General features: G+C 58.0%; 15 protein-coding genes. 3 read left to right on the top strand and 12 right to left on the bottom strand.

What is annotated here, in order from left to right:
- Nucleotides 1–31: 31 nt before the first annotated feature.
- Nucleotides 32–592 (top strand): DUF1003 domain-containing protein, encoded by a 561-nt coding sequence (locus tag KGFNPO_RS16840; protein WP_472632379.1) that lies wholly within the window; start codon nt 32–34, stop codon nt 590–592.
- A 32-nt stretch (nt 593–624) separates the two neighbouring features.
- Here the strand turns inward: KGFNPO_RS16840 and KGFNPO_RS16835 are convergent, their stop codons facing one another.
- The 9 genes from KGFNPO_RS16835 to gshA form a co-directional block, all read right to left on the bottom strand.
- Nucleotides 625–1,887, bottom strand: a complete 1,263-nt coding sequence (locus KGFNPO_RS16835; protein ID WP_472632378.1) for an HD-GYP domain-containing protein — start codon at nt 1,885–1,887, stop codon at nt 625–627.
- Nucleotides 1,888–2,227: 340 nt separating this feature from the next.
- On the bottom strand, nt 2,228–3,727 hold the full coding sequence (locus KGFNPO_RS16830; protein ID WP_472632377.1) for an MFS transporter: 1,500 nt from the start codon (nt 3,725–3,727) through the stop codon (nt 2,228–2,230).
- Nucleotides 3,724–4,335 (bottom strand): methionine biosynthesis protein MetW, encoded by a 612-nt coding sequence (metW, locus tag KGFNPO_RS16825; protein WP_472632376.1) that lies wholly within the window; start codon nt 4,333–4,335, stop codon nt 3,724–3,726. Before metW ends, KGFNPO_RS16830 begins: the two co-directional genes overlap by 4 nt.
- Complete coding sequence (gene metX / locus KGFNPO_RS16820; protein WP_472632375.1) at nt 4,332–5,459, bottom strand: homoserine O-succinyltransferase MetX; 1,128 nt, start codon at nt 5,457–5,459, stop codon at nt 4,332–4,334. The genes metW and metX overlap by 4 nt, the downstream gene beginning before the upstream one ends.
- 301 nt (nt 5,460–5,760) lie before the next feature.
- Complete coding sequence (ptsP, locus tag KGFNPO_RS16815) at nt 5,761–7,515, bottom strand: phosphoenolpyruvate--protein phosphotransferase (RefSeq protein ID WP_472632374.1); 1,755 nt, start codon at nt 7,513–7,515, stop codon at nt 5,761–5,763.
- 148 nt (nt 7,516–7,663) lie between these two features.
- On the bottom strand, nt 7,664–7,933 hold the full coding sequence (locus KGFNPO_RS16810; RefSeq protein ID WP_472632373.1) for an HPr family phosphocarrier protein: 270 nt from the start codon (nt 7,931–7,933) through the stop codon (nt 7,664–7,666).
- A 4-nt stretch (nt 7,934–7,937) separates the two neighbouring features.
- A complete protein-coding gene (locus tag KGFNPO_RS16805; protein WP_472632372.1) occupies nt 7,938–8,345 on the bottom strand; it encodes a PTS sugar transporter subunit IIA in 408 nt (135 codons plus the stop codon).
- A gap of 109 nt (nt 8,346–8,454) precedes the next feature.
- A complete protein-coding gene (gshB, locus tag KGFNPO_RS16800) occupies nt 8,455–9,393 on the bottom strand; it encodes a glutathione synthase (protein ID WP_472632371.1) in 939 nt (312 codons plus the stop codon).
- An 84-nt stretch (nt 9,394–9,477) separates the two neighbouring features.
- Nucleotides 9,478–10,776: a glutamate--cysteine ligase gene (gene gshA, locus KGFNPO_RS16795; RefSeq protein WP_472632370.1), complete on the bottom strand. Its 1,299-nt coding sequence runs from the start codon at nt 10,774–10,776 to the stop codon at nt 9,478–9,480.
- Between the two features lie 447 nt (nt 10,777–11,223).
- Here gshA and lpxO point away from each other — a divergent pair, with 447 nt between their 5' ends.
- Nucleotides 11,224–12,123, top strand: coding sequence for a lipid A hydroxylase LpxO (lpxO, locus tag KGFNPO_RS16790; RefSeq protein WP_472632369.1), 900 nt, complete (start codon nt 11,224–11,226; stop codon nt 12,121–12,123).
- Between the two features lie 73 nt (nt 12,124–12,196).
- Here the strand turns inward: lpxO and KGFNPO_RS16785 are convergent, their stop codons facing one another.
- The 3 genes from KGFNPO_RS16785 to KGFNPO_RS16775 form a co-directional block, all read right to left on the bottom strand.
- Entirely contained in the window at nt 12,197–14,764 is a 2,568-nt protein-coding gene (locus tag KGFNPO_RS16785; RefSeq protein ID WP_472632368.1) for a chemotaxis protein CheW, read from the bottom strand.
- A gap of 283 nt (nt 14,765–15,047) precedes the next feature.
- Nucleotides 15,048–16,373 carry an ammonium transporter gene (locus KGFNPO_RS16780; protein ID WP_472632367.1) on the bottom strand — a complete coding sequence of 442 codons (1,326 nt, stop codon included), beginning with the start codon at nt 16,371–16,373 and terminating at the stop codon, nt 15,048–15,050.
- A 70-nt stretch (nt 16,374–16,443) separates the two neighbouring features.
- Nucleotides 16,444–16,782 carry a P-II family nitrogen regulator gene (locus KGFNPO_RS16775; RefSeq protein ID WP_472614042.1) on the bottom strand — a complete coding sequence of 113 codons (339 nt, stop codon included), beginning with the start codon at nt 16,780–16,782 and terminating at the stop codon, nt 16,444–16,446.
- A gap of 208 nt (nt 16,783–16,990) precedes the next feature.
- Between KGFNPO_RS16775 and KGFNPO_RS16770 the strand changes: the two genes are divergently transcribed.
- A complete protein-coding gene (locus KGFNPO_RS16770) occupies nt 16,991–17,230 on the top strand; it encodes an accessory factor UbiK family protein (protein WP_472614041.1) in 240 nt (79 codons plus the stop codon).

Raw genomic sequence — 17,230 nt, 5'->3', positions numbered from 1 at the left:
ATGCAAACATGCAAACTTACAGCGAGACATGATGCTAAAACTGGATGACATTGCCAAGAAACTTCTCGGCATGCCTTATGAAGCACTGGACGAGCGCACCAAAAAAGTCGCCCGTCATATTGCCGGGCGCAAGCACATTGCCAGAAACGTATCAAAGGAATTCGAGGCCCAAATCACCATGGGCCAGCGTGCGGCAGATGCGGTGGCGCGCTTCGGCGGCTCCTGGACCTTCATCGGTATTTTTGCCGCCATCATGCTGATCTGGGTGGCGTTGAACTCTTACATCCTGGTGAATTACAACAACAGCTTCGATCCGTATCCGTACATTTTGCTGAACCTGTTTCTCTCGATGCTGGCATCGATTCAGGCCCCCATCATCTTGATGTCGCAGAACCGCCATGCAGAAAAAGACCGGCTCGATGCCGAGCATGATTATGAAGTCAACCTGAAGGCTGAACTAGAAATCATGCTGCTGCACGAGAAAATAGATTTGTTGCGAGAGGGCCAGTGGAGCGAACTATTGGCAATCCAGCAGGAGCAACTCGAATTGATCGGCAGCTTGGTCGAGAAAAAGACCGTGGCCAAGCCTTAGCAGCGCGTAGCCTGGGCTACACGCACTGCCTGTTACAGCGCAAAGTGCTGCCGTACGCGGCCTTCAAGGAGTTGCCGGGCATCGTTTTCGCTGATGTTGGCGAGGCGATTGAAGGTCTTGAGCGCCATCGTGCGGAACACATCCATCACCGACGGATCGAAATGGTTTCCGGTGTCTTTCTCCAGTATTGCCATCGTTGCCGCAAAACCCATGGGCTCTTTGTAGGGACGTTTTGAGCAGAGCGCATCGAAGACATCGGCCACGGCAAAAATACGCGCTGCCAGTGGTATCGCTTCGCCCGCGAGTTTGCGCGGATAGCCGGAGCCGTTCCATTTTTCGTGATGGCCGGCTACCACCTCGTTGGCACCGTTGAGCCAGCCGATGCCGTTGACAATGCTCTCGCCCTGTTCCACATGGGTGCGCATGATGACGAATTCCGCATCGTCGAGTTTGCCGGGCTTGAGCAGAATGGCATCGGGAATCCCGATTTTGCCTACATCGTGCAAAAAGCTGCCTAAAATCAGCGCTTGCATCGCGCTTCCCTTCAGGCCCATGTGCTCGGCAATGCTGGCGGCGATCCATGCGACCCGGTAATTGTGGGCACCGGTATCGGAGTCGCGCTTGGCGATGGCGCGACCGAGCGCTTCCATCATGGAAATATGGGAATCGAGCACCTCGCGCGCTTTGCGTTCGTTGTCCGCCGACAGATGCACTACGACCGGATACAGCGCAGCACCGCATAGCAAGGATGCCAGGCAGACCATGAGCGCCACGGTCAGGGAACTGGCGAAGATTTGCTCTTGTTGCCAGGCTGGCACAATGCGCACGCCCTCGAAATAGCCGGTAATCGGCAAGCGCATATCGGTGGCCGAATCGCGCAAGGGCACAAAAACGCGCAAGACCCAAATTTCCGCAGGAAGTTTGATGCTTTGGTAAGACGCCACCGTGTAGCTTGGTGCGCCATGACGGGGTACCGACGATTCAACCGCACGCCCCTCGCTGGTCACTGATTCGGCAAGCTTGGTCCCGCTACGATCGTAAATTTCAGCGATCTCAAACAAGCCGCCAGAAATCGTTTTCGCAGCAAGCGCAGCATGTTCAGCGGCATCCGAGCCGCTCAGATTGATTGCATCGAAGTGATGCAGCAATCGGCCTGATTCTTCGATAGCCAAAGAAACGATGCCTTCCTCCGCTCTTTCGCGTGCGACAAACCATGCCACCGGGCTAGCCATGGATGCCAGTAAAACACTGACAGCAGCAATCCGAATAGCGGTACGCTTTTGGAAGGTATTCATCGTTTTGGGTGTTCTCTATATCAACTTGTGTTTCACGCGATTGTGGCGTTGGCTGCAAAGTCCTGCATGTAGATGCAGATGCGCCACCACGCAATCAAGTAATGTATTTCCTTGTGGAAAACATCATCATTATCCGGCAATCGTGAATATTTCCGGTTAATTGTCGCGCTTCATTTTGTTGATACGCCAGACTATGCGGGTATTTTAATTTACCGCATATTTTATATGCGGTAAATTGTATGTTTTTTGCCATACTCCAGCATATTATTGATCGTTAATTACTGTTCATCCTGTCAGGTAACGACTGTTTGCATGTGCTGGCAGCAGCGAATGTGCCGCTTCATCGCCGATCGTCGGAAGCAAGCAAGATTGTCTTAATCCACGGCAGCAATGCATAGGCAGGGAAGGCCAGGATGAAGGTGAGGGCGAAATAATAGGCGTAACCCATTTCCTGCGCGCCAATACCGCCGGCCCATCCAGCAATCGAACGCGAGAATGCGAAAATCGAAGACAGGATCGCGTATTCGGTAGTAGCGCGGGATTTATCGACGATCGCCATCAGAAATGCCAGGAAGGCGGCGGTTCCCAGGCCGCCGGTGAAGGACTCGATCGCACTCGCGCCATACATCAGGGCCTGGTGCGTGAGCGCAATGTCGGCGCCTTGCAGCGCTTTCGGGACTAGGAAAGCGGCCGCAACATACCCCAAATTAGACAGCGCCTGCCACAGGCCCAACACCCACAGCGCACGGAAAATGCCGACCCGGTCCGTATACCATCCGCCCAGAATGCCGCCCGCAATCGACAAACCCAAGCCCAGATTTACCGACACCAAACCAATTTGCGTGTTGGTGAAGCCGCTGTCGACCCAGAACGGCTTGATCATGAATCCAATCGAAGAATCGGCAAGTTTGAAAATCAAAATGAACGCGATCAGCAACAATGCATATTTCCGGTTCAGCAAAGACACGATTGCGCCGAATATCGGTCCGCGCGCCGAGACCGTTGCTACGGCGGCAGATTGGCCGCGGATGCCACGCGCAAATGCCAGCGCCGAAAACAGAAGCAGCAACACCGGCGCGCCGCCTTTAAACCACCATGCCGATTTGAAGGGCGCCAGCCATGCGGCGTCGAGCACGCCCAATACCGGCCACAGCAGACCGGCGATAAACAAAAACAGCGCGGCGATTAAAATCGGTTGCTGCGCCAGCGCCGTCAACTCATTGCGCACGCTGGATGGCGCTTCGCGTTCCGGCCGCGGCGGTTCCCTGGGCGCCAGCAGGCTGACCACGGCAATGACCAAAAACAGCACCGCGGCCAAACCATACGTTGCGGTCCAACCGGCCTTGTCGGAAAACCATAGCAGCACGCCGGCAGCCAGCATGCCGACGCGGTAAAACCCGATCCGGAAGCCGTTGGCCAGGCCCAATTCGCGTTTATCCAGCTGCTCGATGGTGTAGCCGTCGATGGCGATGTCATTCGTCGCGGAAAAAGTGGTGAACGCGCCAATCGCAAACCATACCCACGGGCCGAAGCCCGCTTCGCGTGCGCAGACGATCATCACCAATCCCATGCCGATGTCGGCTGCGGCCATCCAATAACGATGGCGGCGCGTGTAATCGATCAAAGGCGCCCACAGGAATTTGAGGGTCCAGGCCAATCCCAGCAAGCTCAGCAAACCGATTTTGGAAAGCTCGACGCCTTGTTGACGGAAATAGACTGGAAATAAATCAAAAAACAATCCGAGCGGAAAGCCCTCGGAGAAATACAGCAGGCTGATCCAGAATAATTTGGAACGCAGGATTTTTGGCTGGGCCACAGATTGGCCGGGAATGACATTCATGCTGGATTCTTTTTGCATAAGCGAAACACGGCCAGATTGCCGCGCCAGTTGGGCAGGAAGGTTACCGGTTTGCCATCGTGCAGCGCCACGCACTCGATGACTTGCAGCCCGACCTGATTGGCCAGTTCTTCGAAGTCGTAAATGGTGGCGCAGCGGATATTCGGGGTGTCATACCATTCGTACGGCAGCAATTTGGAAACCGGCATGCGCCCTCCCATCAGGGCCAGGCGGTGCGGCCAGTAGGCGAAATTGGGAAAGGAGACAATCGCTTCGCGCCCGACCCGGGCGATGTCGCGCAGAATCGCTTCCACGTTGACCATCATCTGCAGCGACGACAGGCACAGCACGGTATCGAAGGCTTTGTCGGCAAAAATCGCCAGGCCGTTTTCCATGTCTTGCTGGATCACGTCGATGCCGCGTTTGGCCGAAGCCAGTACCCGATCATCGGCGATTTCGATGCCGTAGCCGCTGCACTTTTTATCGGTCTGCAAATAATCCAGCATCACGCCATCGCCGCAGCCGACGTCGAGAATGTGCGCGCCCGGCTTGATCCAGTGCGCGATGAAGGCCAGATCGGGGCGCAGCACGCTGAGTTGATTGAAATTCATGCGCACTCTCCGGCGATACGGTCGTAATAGGCGCGTACCAGATTGTGGTAGCGCGGATCTTCCAGCAAAAAGGCGTCGTGACCGTGCGGCGCATCGATTTCGGCGTAGGTCACGCGGCGCTTATTGTTGACCAGCGCCTGCACGATTTCGCGGCTGCGCGCCGGTGCAAAGCGCCAGTCGGTCGCAAACGACACCAGCAGAAACTGCGCTTGCGTGTTTTCCAGCGCGCAGGTCAAATCGCCCTTGCATGGGCGCGCCGGATCGAAATAATCGAGTGCCTTGGTGATCAGCAGATAGGTGTTGGCATCGAAGTATTCGGAAAACTTCAAGCCCTGATAGCGCAGATAGGATTCGATTTCGAAATCGACGCCGAAGCTGAACTGGTAATCGCCGTTGCGCAAACCGCGGCCGAATTTCTCGGCCATGTCGTCGTCCGACAGATAGGTGATGTGGCCGATCATGCGCGCTACCGACAGGCCGTTTTTCGGCACTACGCCATGCGCGTAATAATCGCCGCCGTGGAAATCGGGATCGGTCAGAATCGCTTGCCGCGCCACATCGTTGAACGCGATATTTTGCGCCGACAGCGTCGGGGTGGAGGCAATGATAATGCAGTGCCGCAGCCGCGCCGGATACATGATGCTCCAGGCCAGCGCCTGCATCCCGCCCAGCGAGCCGCCCATCACCGCCGCAAACTGGCTGATGCCGAGCGCGTCGGCCAGCAGCGCTTGCGCGTTGACCCAGTCTTCCACCGTGACCACCGGGAACGCCGCGCCGTAGGGCTTGCCGCTGGCGGGATTGGTGTGCATCGGGCCGGTCGAGCCGAAGCAGGAGCCGAGGTTGTTGACGCCGATGACGAAAAACTTGTCGGTGTCGAGCGCCTTGCCCGGCCCCACCATGTTGTCCCACCAGCCGGCGCTTTTGGGTTGATCGGCATACACGCCGGCCACATGGTGCGAGGCGTTGAGCGCGTGGCAGACCAGCACCGCATTCGAGCGCGCGGCATTCAGGCTGCCGTAGGTTTCATAGGTCAGGGTGTAATCGGCAATCGCCGCGCCGCTCTGCAAGGCGAGCGCAGCGGCAAAATGCATCGATTGCGGGGTAACGATTCCGAGGGAGGACATGTTTAACCTAGAAACGGCAGTCTGCGGTGTTGTGCAAATCGCTGCCGTGAGTCGAAAAAATTTCTAGGAGCCTGTCGGGCTTAGGGAATCGAAGCCCGACAGGCTCCTAAATACAAAAAAGCCCGATAGCAATCCGCTGATCGGGCTAAATTATCGCTTGTTGATGTCTGCAAGCAGCTTTAGCCGTATTTGGATGAGGGCCCCACTGGGTTTCCCCCTGCGCCCGCAAGCTGACATCAAATCGGCGCAACGGCAACAAGAATAACCAACTCTGCCGGGATCGTCAAACCTGCGGGGATCGTCAAACAGTGGCTGGCGCATCGGCCAGCTGGCTGATCATCTGCTTGATGGCGGCGGGGTCGTCGCTGCGCAGGATTTTCCTGACCAGCGGCGTGATGCGCTCCAGGTCGCATCCCAGCACTTCCTGCTTGACCGACAGCAACATCGATGCCGGCATCGACAGTTCGCGAAAACCCATCCCCAGCAGCAGCCGGGTCAGCTTGGTGTCGCCCGCCATGCCGCCGCAAATCGAGACCGGGATTTCGGCCTTGGCGGCTGCCGCCACCGTCATCGCCAGCAGCAGCAGCACGGCCGGATGCAGCGGATCGTACAGATGCGCGACTTCGTGATCCGAGCGGTCGATCGCCAGCGTGTACTGGATCAGATCGTTGGTGCCGATCGACAGGAAATCCATGTGCCGGATGAAAGTCGGCAGCGTCAGCGCCGCCGCCGGAACTTCGATCATGGCGCCGATCTTGATCCCGGCATCGAATTTTCGGCCGGCCTTGACCAGTTGCGCCTTGGCCTGGTTGATCATGGCCAGAGTCTGGGTCACCTCGAAGCTGTGCGACAGCATCGGGATCAGCAGTTTGACCGGACCGAAAGCGGAGGCGCGCAGGATCGCGCGCAGCTGGGTCAGGAACAGTTGCGGCTCGGCCATGCAATAGCGGATCGCGCGCAGTCCCAGCGCCGGGTTGGTCGCGCTCTGTTCGAAGCCGGCCAGTCGTTTGTCGGCGCCGACATCGAGCGTGCGGATCGTCACCGGCCGGCCTTTCATCGCGCGCACCGCGCGCCGGTAGGCGTCGAATTGCTGTTCTTCCGAGGGCAGCGTGCTGGCGTGCCCCATGAACAGGAACTCGGAGCGAAACAGGCCGATGCCGCTGGCGCCAACTTCCATCGCGGCGGTGCAATCTTCCGGCAGTTCTATGTTGGCCAGCAGCGTGACGGCGGTGCCGTCTATGGTGACGGCCGGGGTTTTCTTGAGTTTGCCGAGTTTTTTGCGTTCGCGCTGGCTTTTGGCCTGCATCTCGCGATACTGGTCCAGCATCAGCTGGCTCGGATTGACAATGACGACGCCGGAGTCGCCATCGATGATCAGCCAGTCGTCCTGCTTGATCAGGGCCGAGGCATTCGACAGGCCGACGGCGGCCGGAACGTCCAGGCTGCGGGCCACCAGCGCAGTATGCGAATTCTGGCCGCCGACATCGGTGACGATGCCGCTGAAGGCGCGATTGCGAAACTGCAGCATGTCGGCCGGCGAAATGTCATGCGCGACCACGATCAGGCGGGCTTGCGCTTCGTCGCTATCGTCAAGCGCCGGCAAGATCTGGGCGGTGCCGGTCAACACCTTCAATACGCGCTCGGCAACTTGCTCGATGTCGGCTTTGCGGGCGCGCAAATAGCGGTCTTCGATCTCGTTGAACTGGGCCACCAACTCATCGATCTGGGTCACCAGCGCCCACTCGGCGTTGTAGTGGCGGCTGCGGATGATATCGAGCGGCGCTTCCGCCAGCATCGGGTCGGACAGGATCAGAATATGGATATCGATGAACGCGCCCAGTTCGGCCGGCGCGTCCACCGGCAGTTCTTCCCAGATGGTGCGCAGTTCCTGGTGCACCACGGCAAACGCATTTTGCAAGCGCCGTACTTCGGCTTCCACCTGCGTCTGGCCGACCAGATAATGTTTTACGTCCAGCGCAGCGGGCGTGAGCAAGTGGGCGCGGCCCACGGCAATGCCGCGGGAAACCGGAAAGCCGTGGAGCGAAAAAGATGCCATTGGTGTTGGTCTGCGGTGGTTTTAGTGATGTATTGCGCCGGCATATAAATTACCGGCGAAGTCGCCAGCGAAGTCACCGGCGCAATCGCCGGCGGCCCTTCTGGCGTGTTCTAGCTTACTTGCTTTTTACTTGTTTTTTATGTACTTATTACTCGCCTTCGTCGAATTTGTCGTTGACCATGGCCGTGATCGCCTGCAGACATGCGTCTTCATCTTCGCCATCGATTTCCAGCGTCACTTTGGCGCCTTTACCGGCCGCCAGCATCATCACGCCCATGATCGATTTGCCATTCACGCGGCGGCCGTTGCGTGTCAGCCAGACTTCACTGTGGAACTTGCCGGCCAGCTGGGTCAGTTTGGCCGAGGCCCGGGCGTGCAGCCCGAGTTTGTTGACGATTTCAATATCTTGCTGGATCATTTTTTTATTGTGGAGAAAGGCGAATACGATTATCGACATGGACCGCGCCGCTCTGGCCGCCCGCCAGCGCCAATTCGACCACGACATCGAGCGTGTCCTGGCGGTAGGTCAGTGCGCGCAGCAGCATCGGCAGGCTGATGCCGGCAATTACTTCAATGTGCCCCGGCAGGCTGAGTTTGTTGCAGCAATTGGAAGGGGTCCCGCCCATCACGTCGGTGATCACCAACACGCCGGAGCCATCGTCCAGGCGCGCGATGGCGTCCTGGGCCAGACGCTGGACTTCCAGCGGGTCCTGATCGGCCAAGACATCGATCGCCTCGATCCGATCGGGCCGGCCGCGGAACACATGGGTGGCAGCTTCGATAAAAGCCTGGCCCAGCGGTGCATGCGTCAAGAGCAGAATTCCAACCATGGACATATTGTTTAGTACGGGAGTATGATTAAAAAACCAATGATTTCCGCTTGATTATACTGCGTCCTGAAAAATACTCCAGGTCGTAAATATCTTGCCGGGAATCGCATCAGGCCGCCTGTTCGAGCGCATCGATGAACATCGCCGCCACGTTAAAGCCTTGCTGCTGCCGGATTTCCTGGAAGCAAGTCGGGCTGGTGACATTGACTTCAGTCAGATAACCGCCGATCACATCCAATCCTACCAGCAACAAGCCGCGCTGGAACAGAATCGGCGCCAGTGTTTCAGCGATTTCGAGGTCGCGCGCCGACAACGCTTGCGCCACGCCGAGCCCGCCGGCGGCCAGATTGCCGCGCACTTCGCCGTTTTGCGGGATGCGCGCCAGCGAAAACGGCACCACCTTGCCGCCGATCAGCAGGATGCGTTTGTCGCCCTGCGTAATTTCCGGGATGAAGCGTTGCGCCATGATGGTGCGGCGGCCGTTGTCGCTCAACATTTCCAGCACCGTGCCGAGATTCTGGCCGTCGGGTCCGATGCGAAACACGCCGGTGCCGCCCATGCCGTCGAGCGGCTTGAAGATCACATCCTGATGCGCGACGTGGAACGCCCGCAGCCGCGCCATGTCGCGCGAGACCAGGGTGGGCGCGATGAATTGCGGAAAATGCGCAATCGCCAGCTTTTCGTTATGGTCTCGAATCGCCTGCGGCTGGTTGACGATCCGCGCGCCGGCCTGCTGCGCCAGTTCCAGCAGGTAAGTCGCGTACACGTATTCCATGTCGAACGGCGGGTCTTTGCGCACCACGATCACATCATACGTATCCAGTTGCTGCGGCGCGCGTGGCTCCAGCCGATACCAGTCGGCAGGGTCGCCGGTCAGCGTGACCGGCGCGACGTTGGCTACCACCACGCCGCCGTCGAGCGCCATGTCGGCCGGCTCGAACGCATGCACGCTGTGGCCGCGCTGCCCGGCCTCGATCATCATCGAATAAGTGGTGTCTTTGTAAGTCTTGAAAGTGTCGAGCGGATCGGCGAGGAAAGCGATTTTCATGAGGTTCCAGAATTATTTATACGATGCAAAACAATGTTTTCAGTAGCGTAGGCCTGCGCTACTGTAAGTTAATTAGCTAATAAATTAATAGATTTCCGGGTTGGGATCGGTGCGTTCCAGTTCCAGCGAGGCCGCCAGCAAGGCCAGGCGCGCCACCACGCCGTACATGTAGAAGCGGTTCGGCGAGGCGGTGCCGGGCTTGGCCGACAGGTCCGGCAAGCTGTGCTGCTGCTCGAACGCCAGCGGCACGAAATGCGCGCCCGGCGCATTCAGGTTTTCGTTGATGCCGCGCTCGGCGTGGACCCGGTAGAAGCCGCCGACCACATAGCGATCGATCATGTAGACCACCGGCTCGGCCACCGCTTCATTGATGTTCTCGAACGAATGCACGCCTTCCTGGATGATCACGTCGGACACTTCCAGTCCTTCCTTGACGACCGACATCTTGTTGCGCTGCTTGCGGTTCAGGCCGACGATTTCGCTGGCGTCGGTGACGGTCATGATGCCCATGCCGTAGGTGCCGGCATCGGCCTTGACGATCACGAACGGCTTGTCCTTGATGCCGTATTCCTTGTATTTCTTGCGGATCTTGGCCAGCAGGGTATCGACGCTGGCGGACAGGCAGTCTTCGCCGATGCGCTCGTGAAAATTGATGTTGGCGCACTTGCCGAAATACGGATTGATCATCCACGGGTCGATGTCGACCAGCTTGGCGAACTTCTTGGCGACATCGTTGTAGGCGTCGAAGTGGTTGCTCTTGCGCCGCACCGCCCAGCCGGCGTGCAGCGGCGGCAGCAGAGTCTGCTCGTGCAGGTCGGCCAGGATCGACGGCAGGCCGGACGACAGGTCGTTGTTGAGCAAAATCGTGCATGGATCGAAATTCTTCAGGCCGACCCGGCGTCCGTTATGGGTGCGCTCCAGCGGCTCCAGCATCAGCACGGTGCCGTCCGGCAGTTCGATCGGGGTCGGCTCGGTGACACCCTCGGCCAAGGTGCCTAAGCGCACATTCAGGCCGGTCTGACGGAAAATCTGGATCAGCCGCGCAACGTTTTGCAGATAAAAGGTGTTGCGGGTGTGGCGCTCCGGAATCAGCAGCAGGTTTTTCGCGTCCGGACAATATTTCTCGATTGCAGCCATCGCCGCCTGCACCGCCAGCGGCAGCATTTCGGTGGCGAGGTTGTTGAAGCCGCCCGGAAACAAGTTGGTATCGACCGGCGCCAGCTTGAAGCCGGAATTGCGCAAATCGACCGAGCAGTAAAACGGCGGCGTGTGCTCTTGCCATTCGAGTCGGAACCAGCGCTCGATGGCCGGGGTGGCGTCCAGGATTTTCTTTTCCAGCTCAAGCAGAGGGCCGTTCAGGGCGGTGACGAGGTGCGGGACCATATAAAACCTTTTTCTTGTCTGATGCGAAGTGTGAATTGTGCAGCGCGTGTATTGCAGTACATGCATACGCTGATTTTATCGGGAATCCGGCTTTTGCGCGTATGCCCCATACAGGATTGCGTGACATCAATGCTATTTTGGGATAGGAGGCGGGTTTGTCAAGGCTGCCGCCGAGGTGCCGGCGCGAACTGCGCTGCACACAATGTACTGGCTATTGTATTTCGTGTTGCCGCAATATTTATATGCGGTAACACAGGTATTTTTTACCATACTCCCCATTATTTTTTTTGAATAATGGATGCCGATTGCGGGCCGGATATGACTCTAAAATATATTGCACCGGATTTGATGCCTCGCAACACGGTGTCGCCTCAGGCCCATATAGTCCAAGGTTGTAGCAGGCCGGCACCGACGACCGGCCGCCAAGTCAGACATGAGGGCGTTGCAATGAAATGGACCGCAGTTGCGCTGTATCTGCTATCGATCGCCTACCTGCATTTTCGCGGCACGGTACGGCTGCCGCTGTTGCGCCAGTTGCTCGACCACTCGTCGATCATGGCGCCGCTCAATCTGCTGATGTATGCGCTGTCGGGCGTGCCGGCGACGACTTACTTCAATCTTAGTCAGTTCAGGGAGTTGCAATTACTCCAGGACAACTGGGAAACCATTCGCGCCGAGGCGCTCCACCTGAGCCGCCTGCAAAAGATCCGCGCCGCGCAAAAGAACGATGACGCCGGCTTCAATTCCTTCTTCAAGAATGGCTGGAAACGTTTCTACCTGAAATGGTATGACGCCAGCCATCCGTCGGCCGCAGCGTTATGCCCGAAGACCGTCGCGCTGCTGCGCCAGTTGCCCAGCGTCAAGGCCGCGATGTTCGCCGAACTCGGCCCCGGCGGCAAACTCAATCCGCACCGCGATCCGTTCGCCGGCTCGCTGCGCTACCACCTGGGCCTCGTCACGCCCAACGACGATTGCTGTTTCATCGAAGTTGACGGTCAGCGCTATAGCTGGCGCGACGGCCAGGCTGTGGTGTTCGACGAAACTTTCATCCATTGGGCTTACAACGGCAGCGACAGCAACCGCATCATCCTGTTCTGCGATATCGAGCGCCCGATGCGCTGGCGCTGGGCGCAAGCCATCAACCGCTGGCTCGGCAAGACCATGATGACCGCCGCCAGTTCGCCCAACGACCACGGCGACCAGACCGGCGCGATCAACAAACTGTTCCGCTTCGTCTGGTTGGCCGGCCAGTACCGGCGCAAGTTGAAGAACTGGAACCGGTCGCTGTACTACGTGATTAAGTTTGGCTTGATTGTGGGCGTGGTGGCGCTGATTGTGCTGCTCTGAGTAATCACTTGAAACGCGCCCGGCGCTGCTGCGCACCGATGCGACCGCCATCATGGTTTTTATTTCAACCGGATCAGGCCGCAATTTTTATCTCTGGCGGCTGTTCCCGATCCATCAATTTGTTAAATAGATAAGCGACATCCACCGCCTGAATCAGCAATCGGCCTTCATTGGCCCTGATAACCTGCGCCACCAGCATGCCGTCGGCGTGGCCGGCAAAGGGAGTCGGAATGATCTGCTCTGGGTTGAACTGCGGCACGCCATGCAATTCGCCGACCAGCAAGCCGAGCGTCTGATCGCGGTAGCGCACGATGATGACCTGGCTGCCGCTGTCGATCACGGAAGGCGTGCCGCGGATCAGATGACCGAGATCGAACACCCATACGAATTTTTCGCTTTCGTTGTCACGCTGCGGCGCGAGCAAGCCGATACGCTCGGCGCGGCCATCCATCGATACCGGCGACACTTGCGACGCCGGCAATGCCTCCATCGCAAACTCTGCCGGCAGCGCGAACAAGACCCCATCGATAAAGAAAGTGGCAAACTCGCGGCCGTTGGTTTGCGTAAAATCAGCCATCAGGGCGGTGTCGGCCTTGGCGACCATCCCGCGTGCGCTGCGTTCGCGCACTGCGCCGAACCTATCGAACACCACCGCCAGCACATCTTCGTGGTAGCCATCGGAGACCTTGAACTCTCGGTAACCGCAGGATGCCGTGCAGCCCAGAATCGCGTAATGCCCATTGTGGATCACGATGCGCGAGGCGCTGCAGCCGTTCGGCAGTGCCAGCAAGGCGGCGTCGATTTCCAGGTGCGTGCCAACCGGGCGGCTCGGGTCGGTGCTGGAAATTACGATGCCCTGACGATTGATGAAAAAAGCGGTGCTGTCTTTCTTGCCCGCCAGTCCGCCGTGCAGCATGGCTGAAAATTCAGGCGCGGCGTCAAACACAATGCCGATACCGCCGACTACCAGCCGCTCATCATTGGGAGCGTTGGGAGCGCGAATCGCCGCATGGTAAATATAGGTCGGCGCAGCGCCATACAGCGGCGTCGGCGCAAAGGGCGAGACGTGATAATCCTGTTCGGTGCGTAGCGCCCGTACCTGTTCCAGCGTTGCGGCGTCAATGCTGGTGCCGATCACCGAACTGCCGTCCTGCTCAGGATGGGTGCAGGCGACGATGCAGCCGTTGTGATCGTAGACAAAGATGCGGGTGTACACCGTGTACAGACGATTGATGTATTCCAGAATGCCGTTGATGCGAGAGGTGGTTTCCCAATCGCACTCCGGGGCTGCGAGCGCAGCCCGCAGTTCCGGCGCCAGCGCCCACCAGCGACAATCATCCGAGCGCTCGTATAAATTGCGATCCAGCAGATCGACCAGCAGATGCGAGACGAACTCGGAATCGCGCAGGCTGGACGCCAGCACGGTCTGGTACAGGGCGTTGATGGATTGGGTAAATAACGCGTTGCTACGGGCTCCGGTTTCGCTGATCTGGTCCAGGATGGTTTTCAGTTTCAGCAGCTCGTGGTGCTGACCCGCCGTCATTACCTGACCGTTCCAGACTACCCGCCGGATCGTTTCCGCGGCAGTCATGATTTCATACAGCGGCGGGCAAAACGATTGCGCGTGCGACAACAGCCCGTCGGAAACCGCCGGGTCGAGCGCCTCCAGTGCATTGCTGCCGCCGCCGCTAAATGCGACTTCGACCGGAATCATGACTTGCCCCTTCCAGCCGTTTGGCCCCATATAACCTTGATAGCCGACGGCGGCAAAGGTCTGGACCAGGTATTCGCGGCCGCCCAACATCATCAGTTCGGGCGCTGCATTTTGATTGGTTGGCACCTTGGCGCCGAGCGGAATCCAGAGTGGATCTGCGCTTTCGATGACGCAATTATCGCCATCCAGCAACAGCATGTTCGAGCGCCCCGCAGGATCGCGATGCGAATGAAAAATGCCTGCCATTTCCTGCTCGAAGTTAAAGCACAGGCACAGCACGCCGACCGCGACACCGGTGTCCGGATGCAGCATGCGGCGCGAGTAAATCAATGCCTTCTGCTTGCCTGGACGCAAGTCGCTGGCACGAAAAGTTTCGACATAATTATCCGATGCCAGCGTCAGCGCAAGCAGCGCGTCGGCGCTGCCTTCCAGCGGCGTGGCGTCGTCAATCTGCACCAATACATTGCCGGCGACATCGAGCAAAATGATCTCGTCGTAGACCGTGTACTTGTTGCGGTAGGCGCGCAAGCGGGCCCGGATCATATCCTGGTTTTCATGCAGCCCGGCGGCGAACGCGCACAACGCGTTGTCGGTGGCAAGAAAGCCGACGTCGGCGGTACGCTCGTACAAATTGCGCACCACGATGTCGATCACGTACTGGGCCTTGGTGCCGATTTCGCTCTGCACTGTCGCCACTTTTTCACGCACCAGGCTGGTTACCAGTTCCTGCTCCAGGCGGTTGAAACCGGCACGCGTGGCGGCCATGGTCGGCAGAATAGCTTTGGCTTCCAGCGGACAATTCATCTTGGCCGAAGCTTCGATGATGCGCCACATCAGGTTGAGCTCGTGCAGCGATTGCTCGCAACGGATCACGTCGCGCATGTAGGGCAGAAAGGTGTCGATCTGAAGCTGGGCGGTGTGATGCATTTTGCGCGTCCTGTGAAAGAGAGGGCAGGTACCAAGCAATCAACGCAATAGGTTGGACATGGATGACTGGCGAAAAATGAATCAATCGGCGGGTGCGCGCGGCGCATCCGCCTGCGAATATATTTTGCGCCAGCAATGGTATATATACCAGGCGGCGTATTTATTGATATCGCAATTGATTAATGCGGTAAATGCCATATTTATTGGCATACTCCCGTTTTTTTGATTTCATCCAGCGGCGCTGCCCGGATTGCGCCGGGCCGCTGGATGTAATCCAGTCAAATCAATAGTGATACGCCGATTCGCCGTGGCTGGTAACGTCCAGGCCTTCGCGTTCGGCGTCTTCCGCCACCCGCAAGCCAAGCACCATATCCACCAGTTTGTAGGCAACTACCGATACCACGCCGGACCAGACGATGGTCAGCAGTACTGCCTTGGCCTGGATCGCGACCTGGCTGGCAATCGAGAAATCGACTGCGCCAGTGCCGCCCAGCGACGGCGCAGTAAACACGCCGGTCAACAGCGCGCCCAGGATGCCGCCGACGCCGTGGACGCCAAACACGTCAAGCGTATCGTCAGCGCCGAGCATGCGTTTCAGGCCATTCACGCCCCACAGACAGAGCACACCCGCCAGCAAGCCGATCACAATCGCGCCCATCGGACCCACCGTGCCGCAGGCTGGCGTGATTGCCACCAGGCCAGCAACGCAGCCGGAGGCCGCGCCCAACATCGACGATTTGCCTTTCGACAAAGCTTCGCCGGCAATCCATGACAGAGTCGCCGCAGCCGGTGCCAGCAAGGTGTTGATCAGCGCCAGCGACGCACCCGAAGTGGCTTCCAGGTTGGAGCCGGCGTTGAAACCGAACCAGCCGACCCACAATAGCGACGCCCCGACCATAGTCAGTGTCAGCGAGTGCGGCGTCATGGATTCTTTGCCGAAGCCGATCCGCTTGCCGACCATGTAAGCGCCGATCAAGCCTGCAACCGCCGCGTTGATATGCACCACGGTACCGCCGGCGAAGTCGATTGCCCCCATTTTGAACAGCAAACCTTCGGTAAACCAGACCATGTGGGCGATCGGCAAATAGCTGAAAGTGAACCAGATCGCGGCGAACAGAAGCACCGCGCTAAAGCGGATGCGTTCGGCGAAAGAGCCGACGATCAGCCCGCAGGTAACGGCGGCAAAGGTGGCCTGGAATGCAATGAACACGAATTCAGGAATTTTTACCCCGGCAGTAAATGTGTCCGCCAGCGAATCCTTGCCCACGCCCAGCAGAAACAGTTTATCTAAGCTGCCGATAAAAGCATTGGTGCCGGAAAACGCCAGGGTGTAGCCGTATGCGGCCCACAAGATAACGATCAGGGAAAACACCACGAACACCTGCATCAGCACCGACAGCATGTTCTTGGCCCGCACCAGGCCGCCGTAAAACAGCGCCAGGCCGGGAATCGTCATCGCAATCACCAGCACGGTGGCCGTCATCATCCAGCCGGTATCGCCCTTGTCGACGGTGGCTGCCACCACTGCGGCCACTTCGGTTGCGGCCTGCGCCCCCGACGCTGCCAGCAGGGCGATCAGCGCCCCAAATCCTGCGTGTATTTTTTTCATCTGGATTCCCTTGGCTAAATTTATTAATTTATTTACTTGAAGTGCTTGATTTGACGGGCGCTTGCGTACTTCAAAGCGCGTCCTGGCCGGTTTCGCCGGTGCGGATGCGGATGACTTGCAACAAATCCTGGACAAAAATCTTGCCGTCGCCGATTTTGCCGGTGCGCGCCACTTTTTCGATGGCTTCGATAACCTGTTCCACGATGGCGTCATCGACGGCCGCTTCGATTTTGGTTTTTGGCAGGAAGTCGACCACGTACTCGGCACCGCGATACAACTCTGTGTGACCTTTTTGGCGTCCGAAACCCTTGACTTCAGTGACCGTGATGCCATGCACGCCGATATCCGACAAAGCTTCGCGCACCTCGTCGAGTTTGAAGGGTTTGATGATTGCAGTAATGATTTTCATGGGAACCTCGATTGGGCAGGGTGAAATAAACTGTTTCAAACCATCATTAGCAGAACTCGTGCCAGCTCCCTGATGTATGATTTTGGCTGGCTTCCAAACGTGATGCCTGCCTGGCCCGGACAGTATTGCGCACCATAGCTGGGCGCTGGTGCCAGTATCGACCCATCATTGCACCAAAGTTGTGCGCCTGACTACGATAGGAAATATCATGAACAAAGGCAATTTTTTGAACGATTTCCAGAACAAGATCAACCAGGTGCTGGAAAATTCGCCGGCCAAGGGAATGGAAAAGAATGTCAAGGCCATGCTCAACCAGGGCTTTGCCAAGATGGACTTGGTCACCCGCGAAGAATTCGATATTCAGACCCAGGTGCTGGCTAAAACCCGCGCCAAACTGGAAGCGCTGGAAACCCGCGTGGCCGAACTCGAAGCGCAACTGACCAAATAA

The sequence above is a fragment of the Gelidimonas diazotrophica genome (assembly GCF_055694025.1).
This window is presented reverse-complemented; position numbering and strand designations above follow the sequence as displayed.

Bases quoted from the DNA above. Each gene is read 5' to 3' on its own strand.
- KGFNPO_RS16840 (WP_472632379.1), top strand. From the start codon at position 32: ATGCTAAAACTGGATGACATTGCCAAGAAACTTCTCGGCATGCCTTAT.
- KGFNPO_RS16835 (WP_472632378.1), bottom strand. From the start codon at position 1,887: ATGAATACCTTCCAAAAGCGTACCGCTATTCGGATTGCTGCTGTCAGT.
- KGFNPO_RS16830 (WP_472632377.1), bottom strand. From the start codon at position 3,727: ATGAATGTCATTCCCGGCCAATCTGTGGCCCAGCCAAAAATCCTGCGT.
- metW (WP_472632376.1), bottom strand. From the start codon at position 4,335: ATGAATTTCAATCAACTCAGCGTGCTGCGCCCCGATCTGGCCTTCATC.
- metX (WP_472632375.1), bottom strand. From the start codon at position 5,459: ATGTCCTCCCTCGGAATCGTTACCCCGCAATCGATGCATTTTGCCGCT.
- ptsP (WP_472632374.1), bottom strand. From the start codon at position 7,515: ATGGCATCTTTTTCGCTCCACGGCTTTCCGGTTTCCCGCGGCATTGCC.
- KGFNPO_RS16810 (WP_472632373.1), bottom strand. From the start codon at position 7,933: ATGATCCAGCAAGATATTGAAATCGTCAACAAACTCGGGCTGCACGCC.
- KGFNPO_RS16805 (WP_472632372.1), bottom strand. From the start codon at position 8,345: ATGGTTGGAATTCTGCTCTTGACGCATGCACCGCTGGGCCAGGCTTTT.
- gshB (WP_472632371.1), bottom strand. From the start codon at position 9,393: ATGAAAATCGCTTTCCTCGCCGATCCGCTCGACACTTTCAAGACTTAC.
- gshA (WP_472632370.1), bottom strand. From the start codon at position 10,776: ATGGTCCCGCACCTCGTCACCGCCCTGAACGGCCCTCTGCTTGAGCTG.
- lpxO (WP_472632369.1), top strand. From the start codon at position 11,224: ATGAAATGGACCGCAGTTGCGCTGTATCTGCTATCGATCGCCTACCTG.
- KGFNPO_RS16785 (WP_472632368.1), bottom strand. From the start codon at position 14,764: ATGCATCACACCGCCCAGCTTCAGATCGACACCTTTCTGCCCTACATG.
- KGFNPO_RS16780 (WP_472632367.1), bottom strand. From the start codon at position 16,373: ATGAAAAAAATACACGCAGGATTTGGGGCGCTGATCGCCCTGCTGGCA.
- KGFNPO_RS16775 (WP_472614042.1), bottom strand. From the start codon at position 16,782: ATGAAAATCATTACTGCAATCATCAAACCCTTCAAACTCGACGAGGTG.
- KGFNPO_RS16770 (WP_472614041.1), top strand. From the start codon at position 16,991: ATGAACAAAGGCAATTTTTTGAACGATTTCCAGAACAAGATCAACCAG.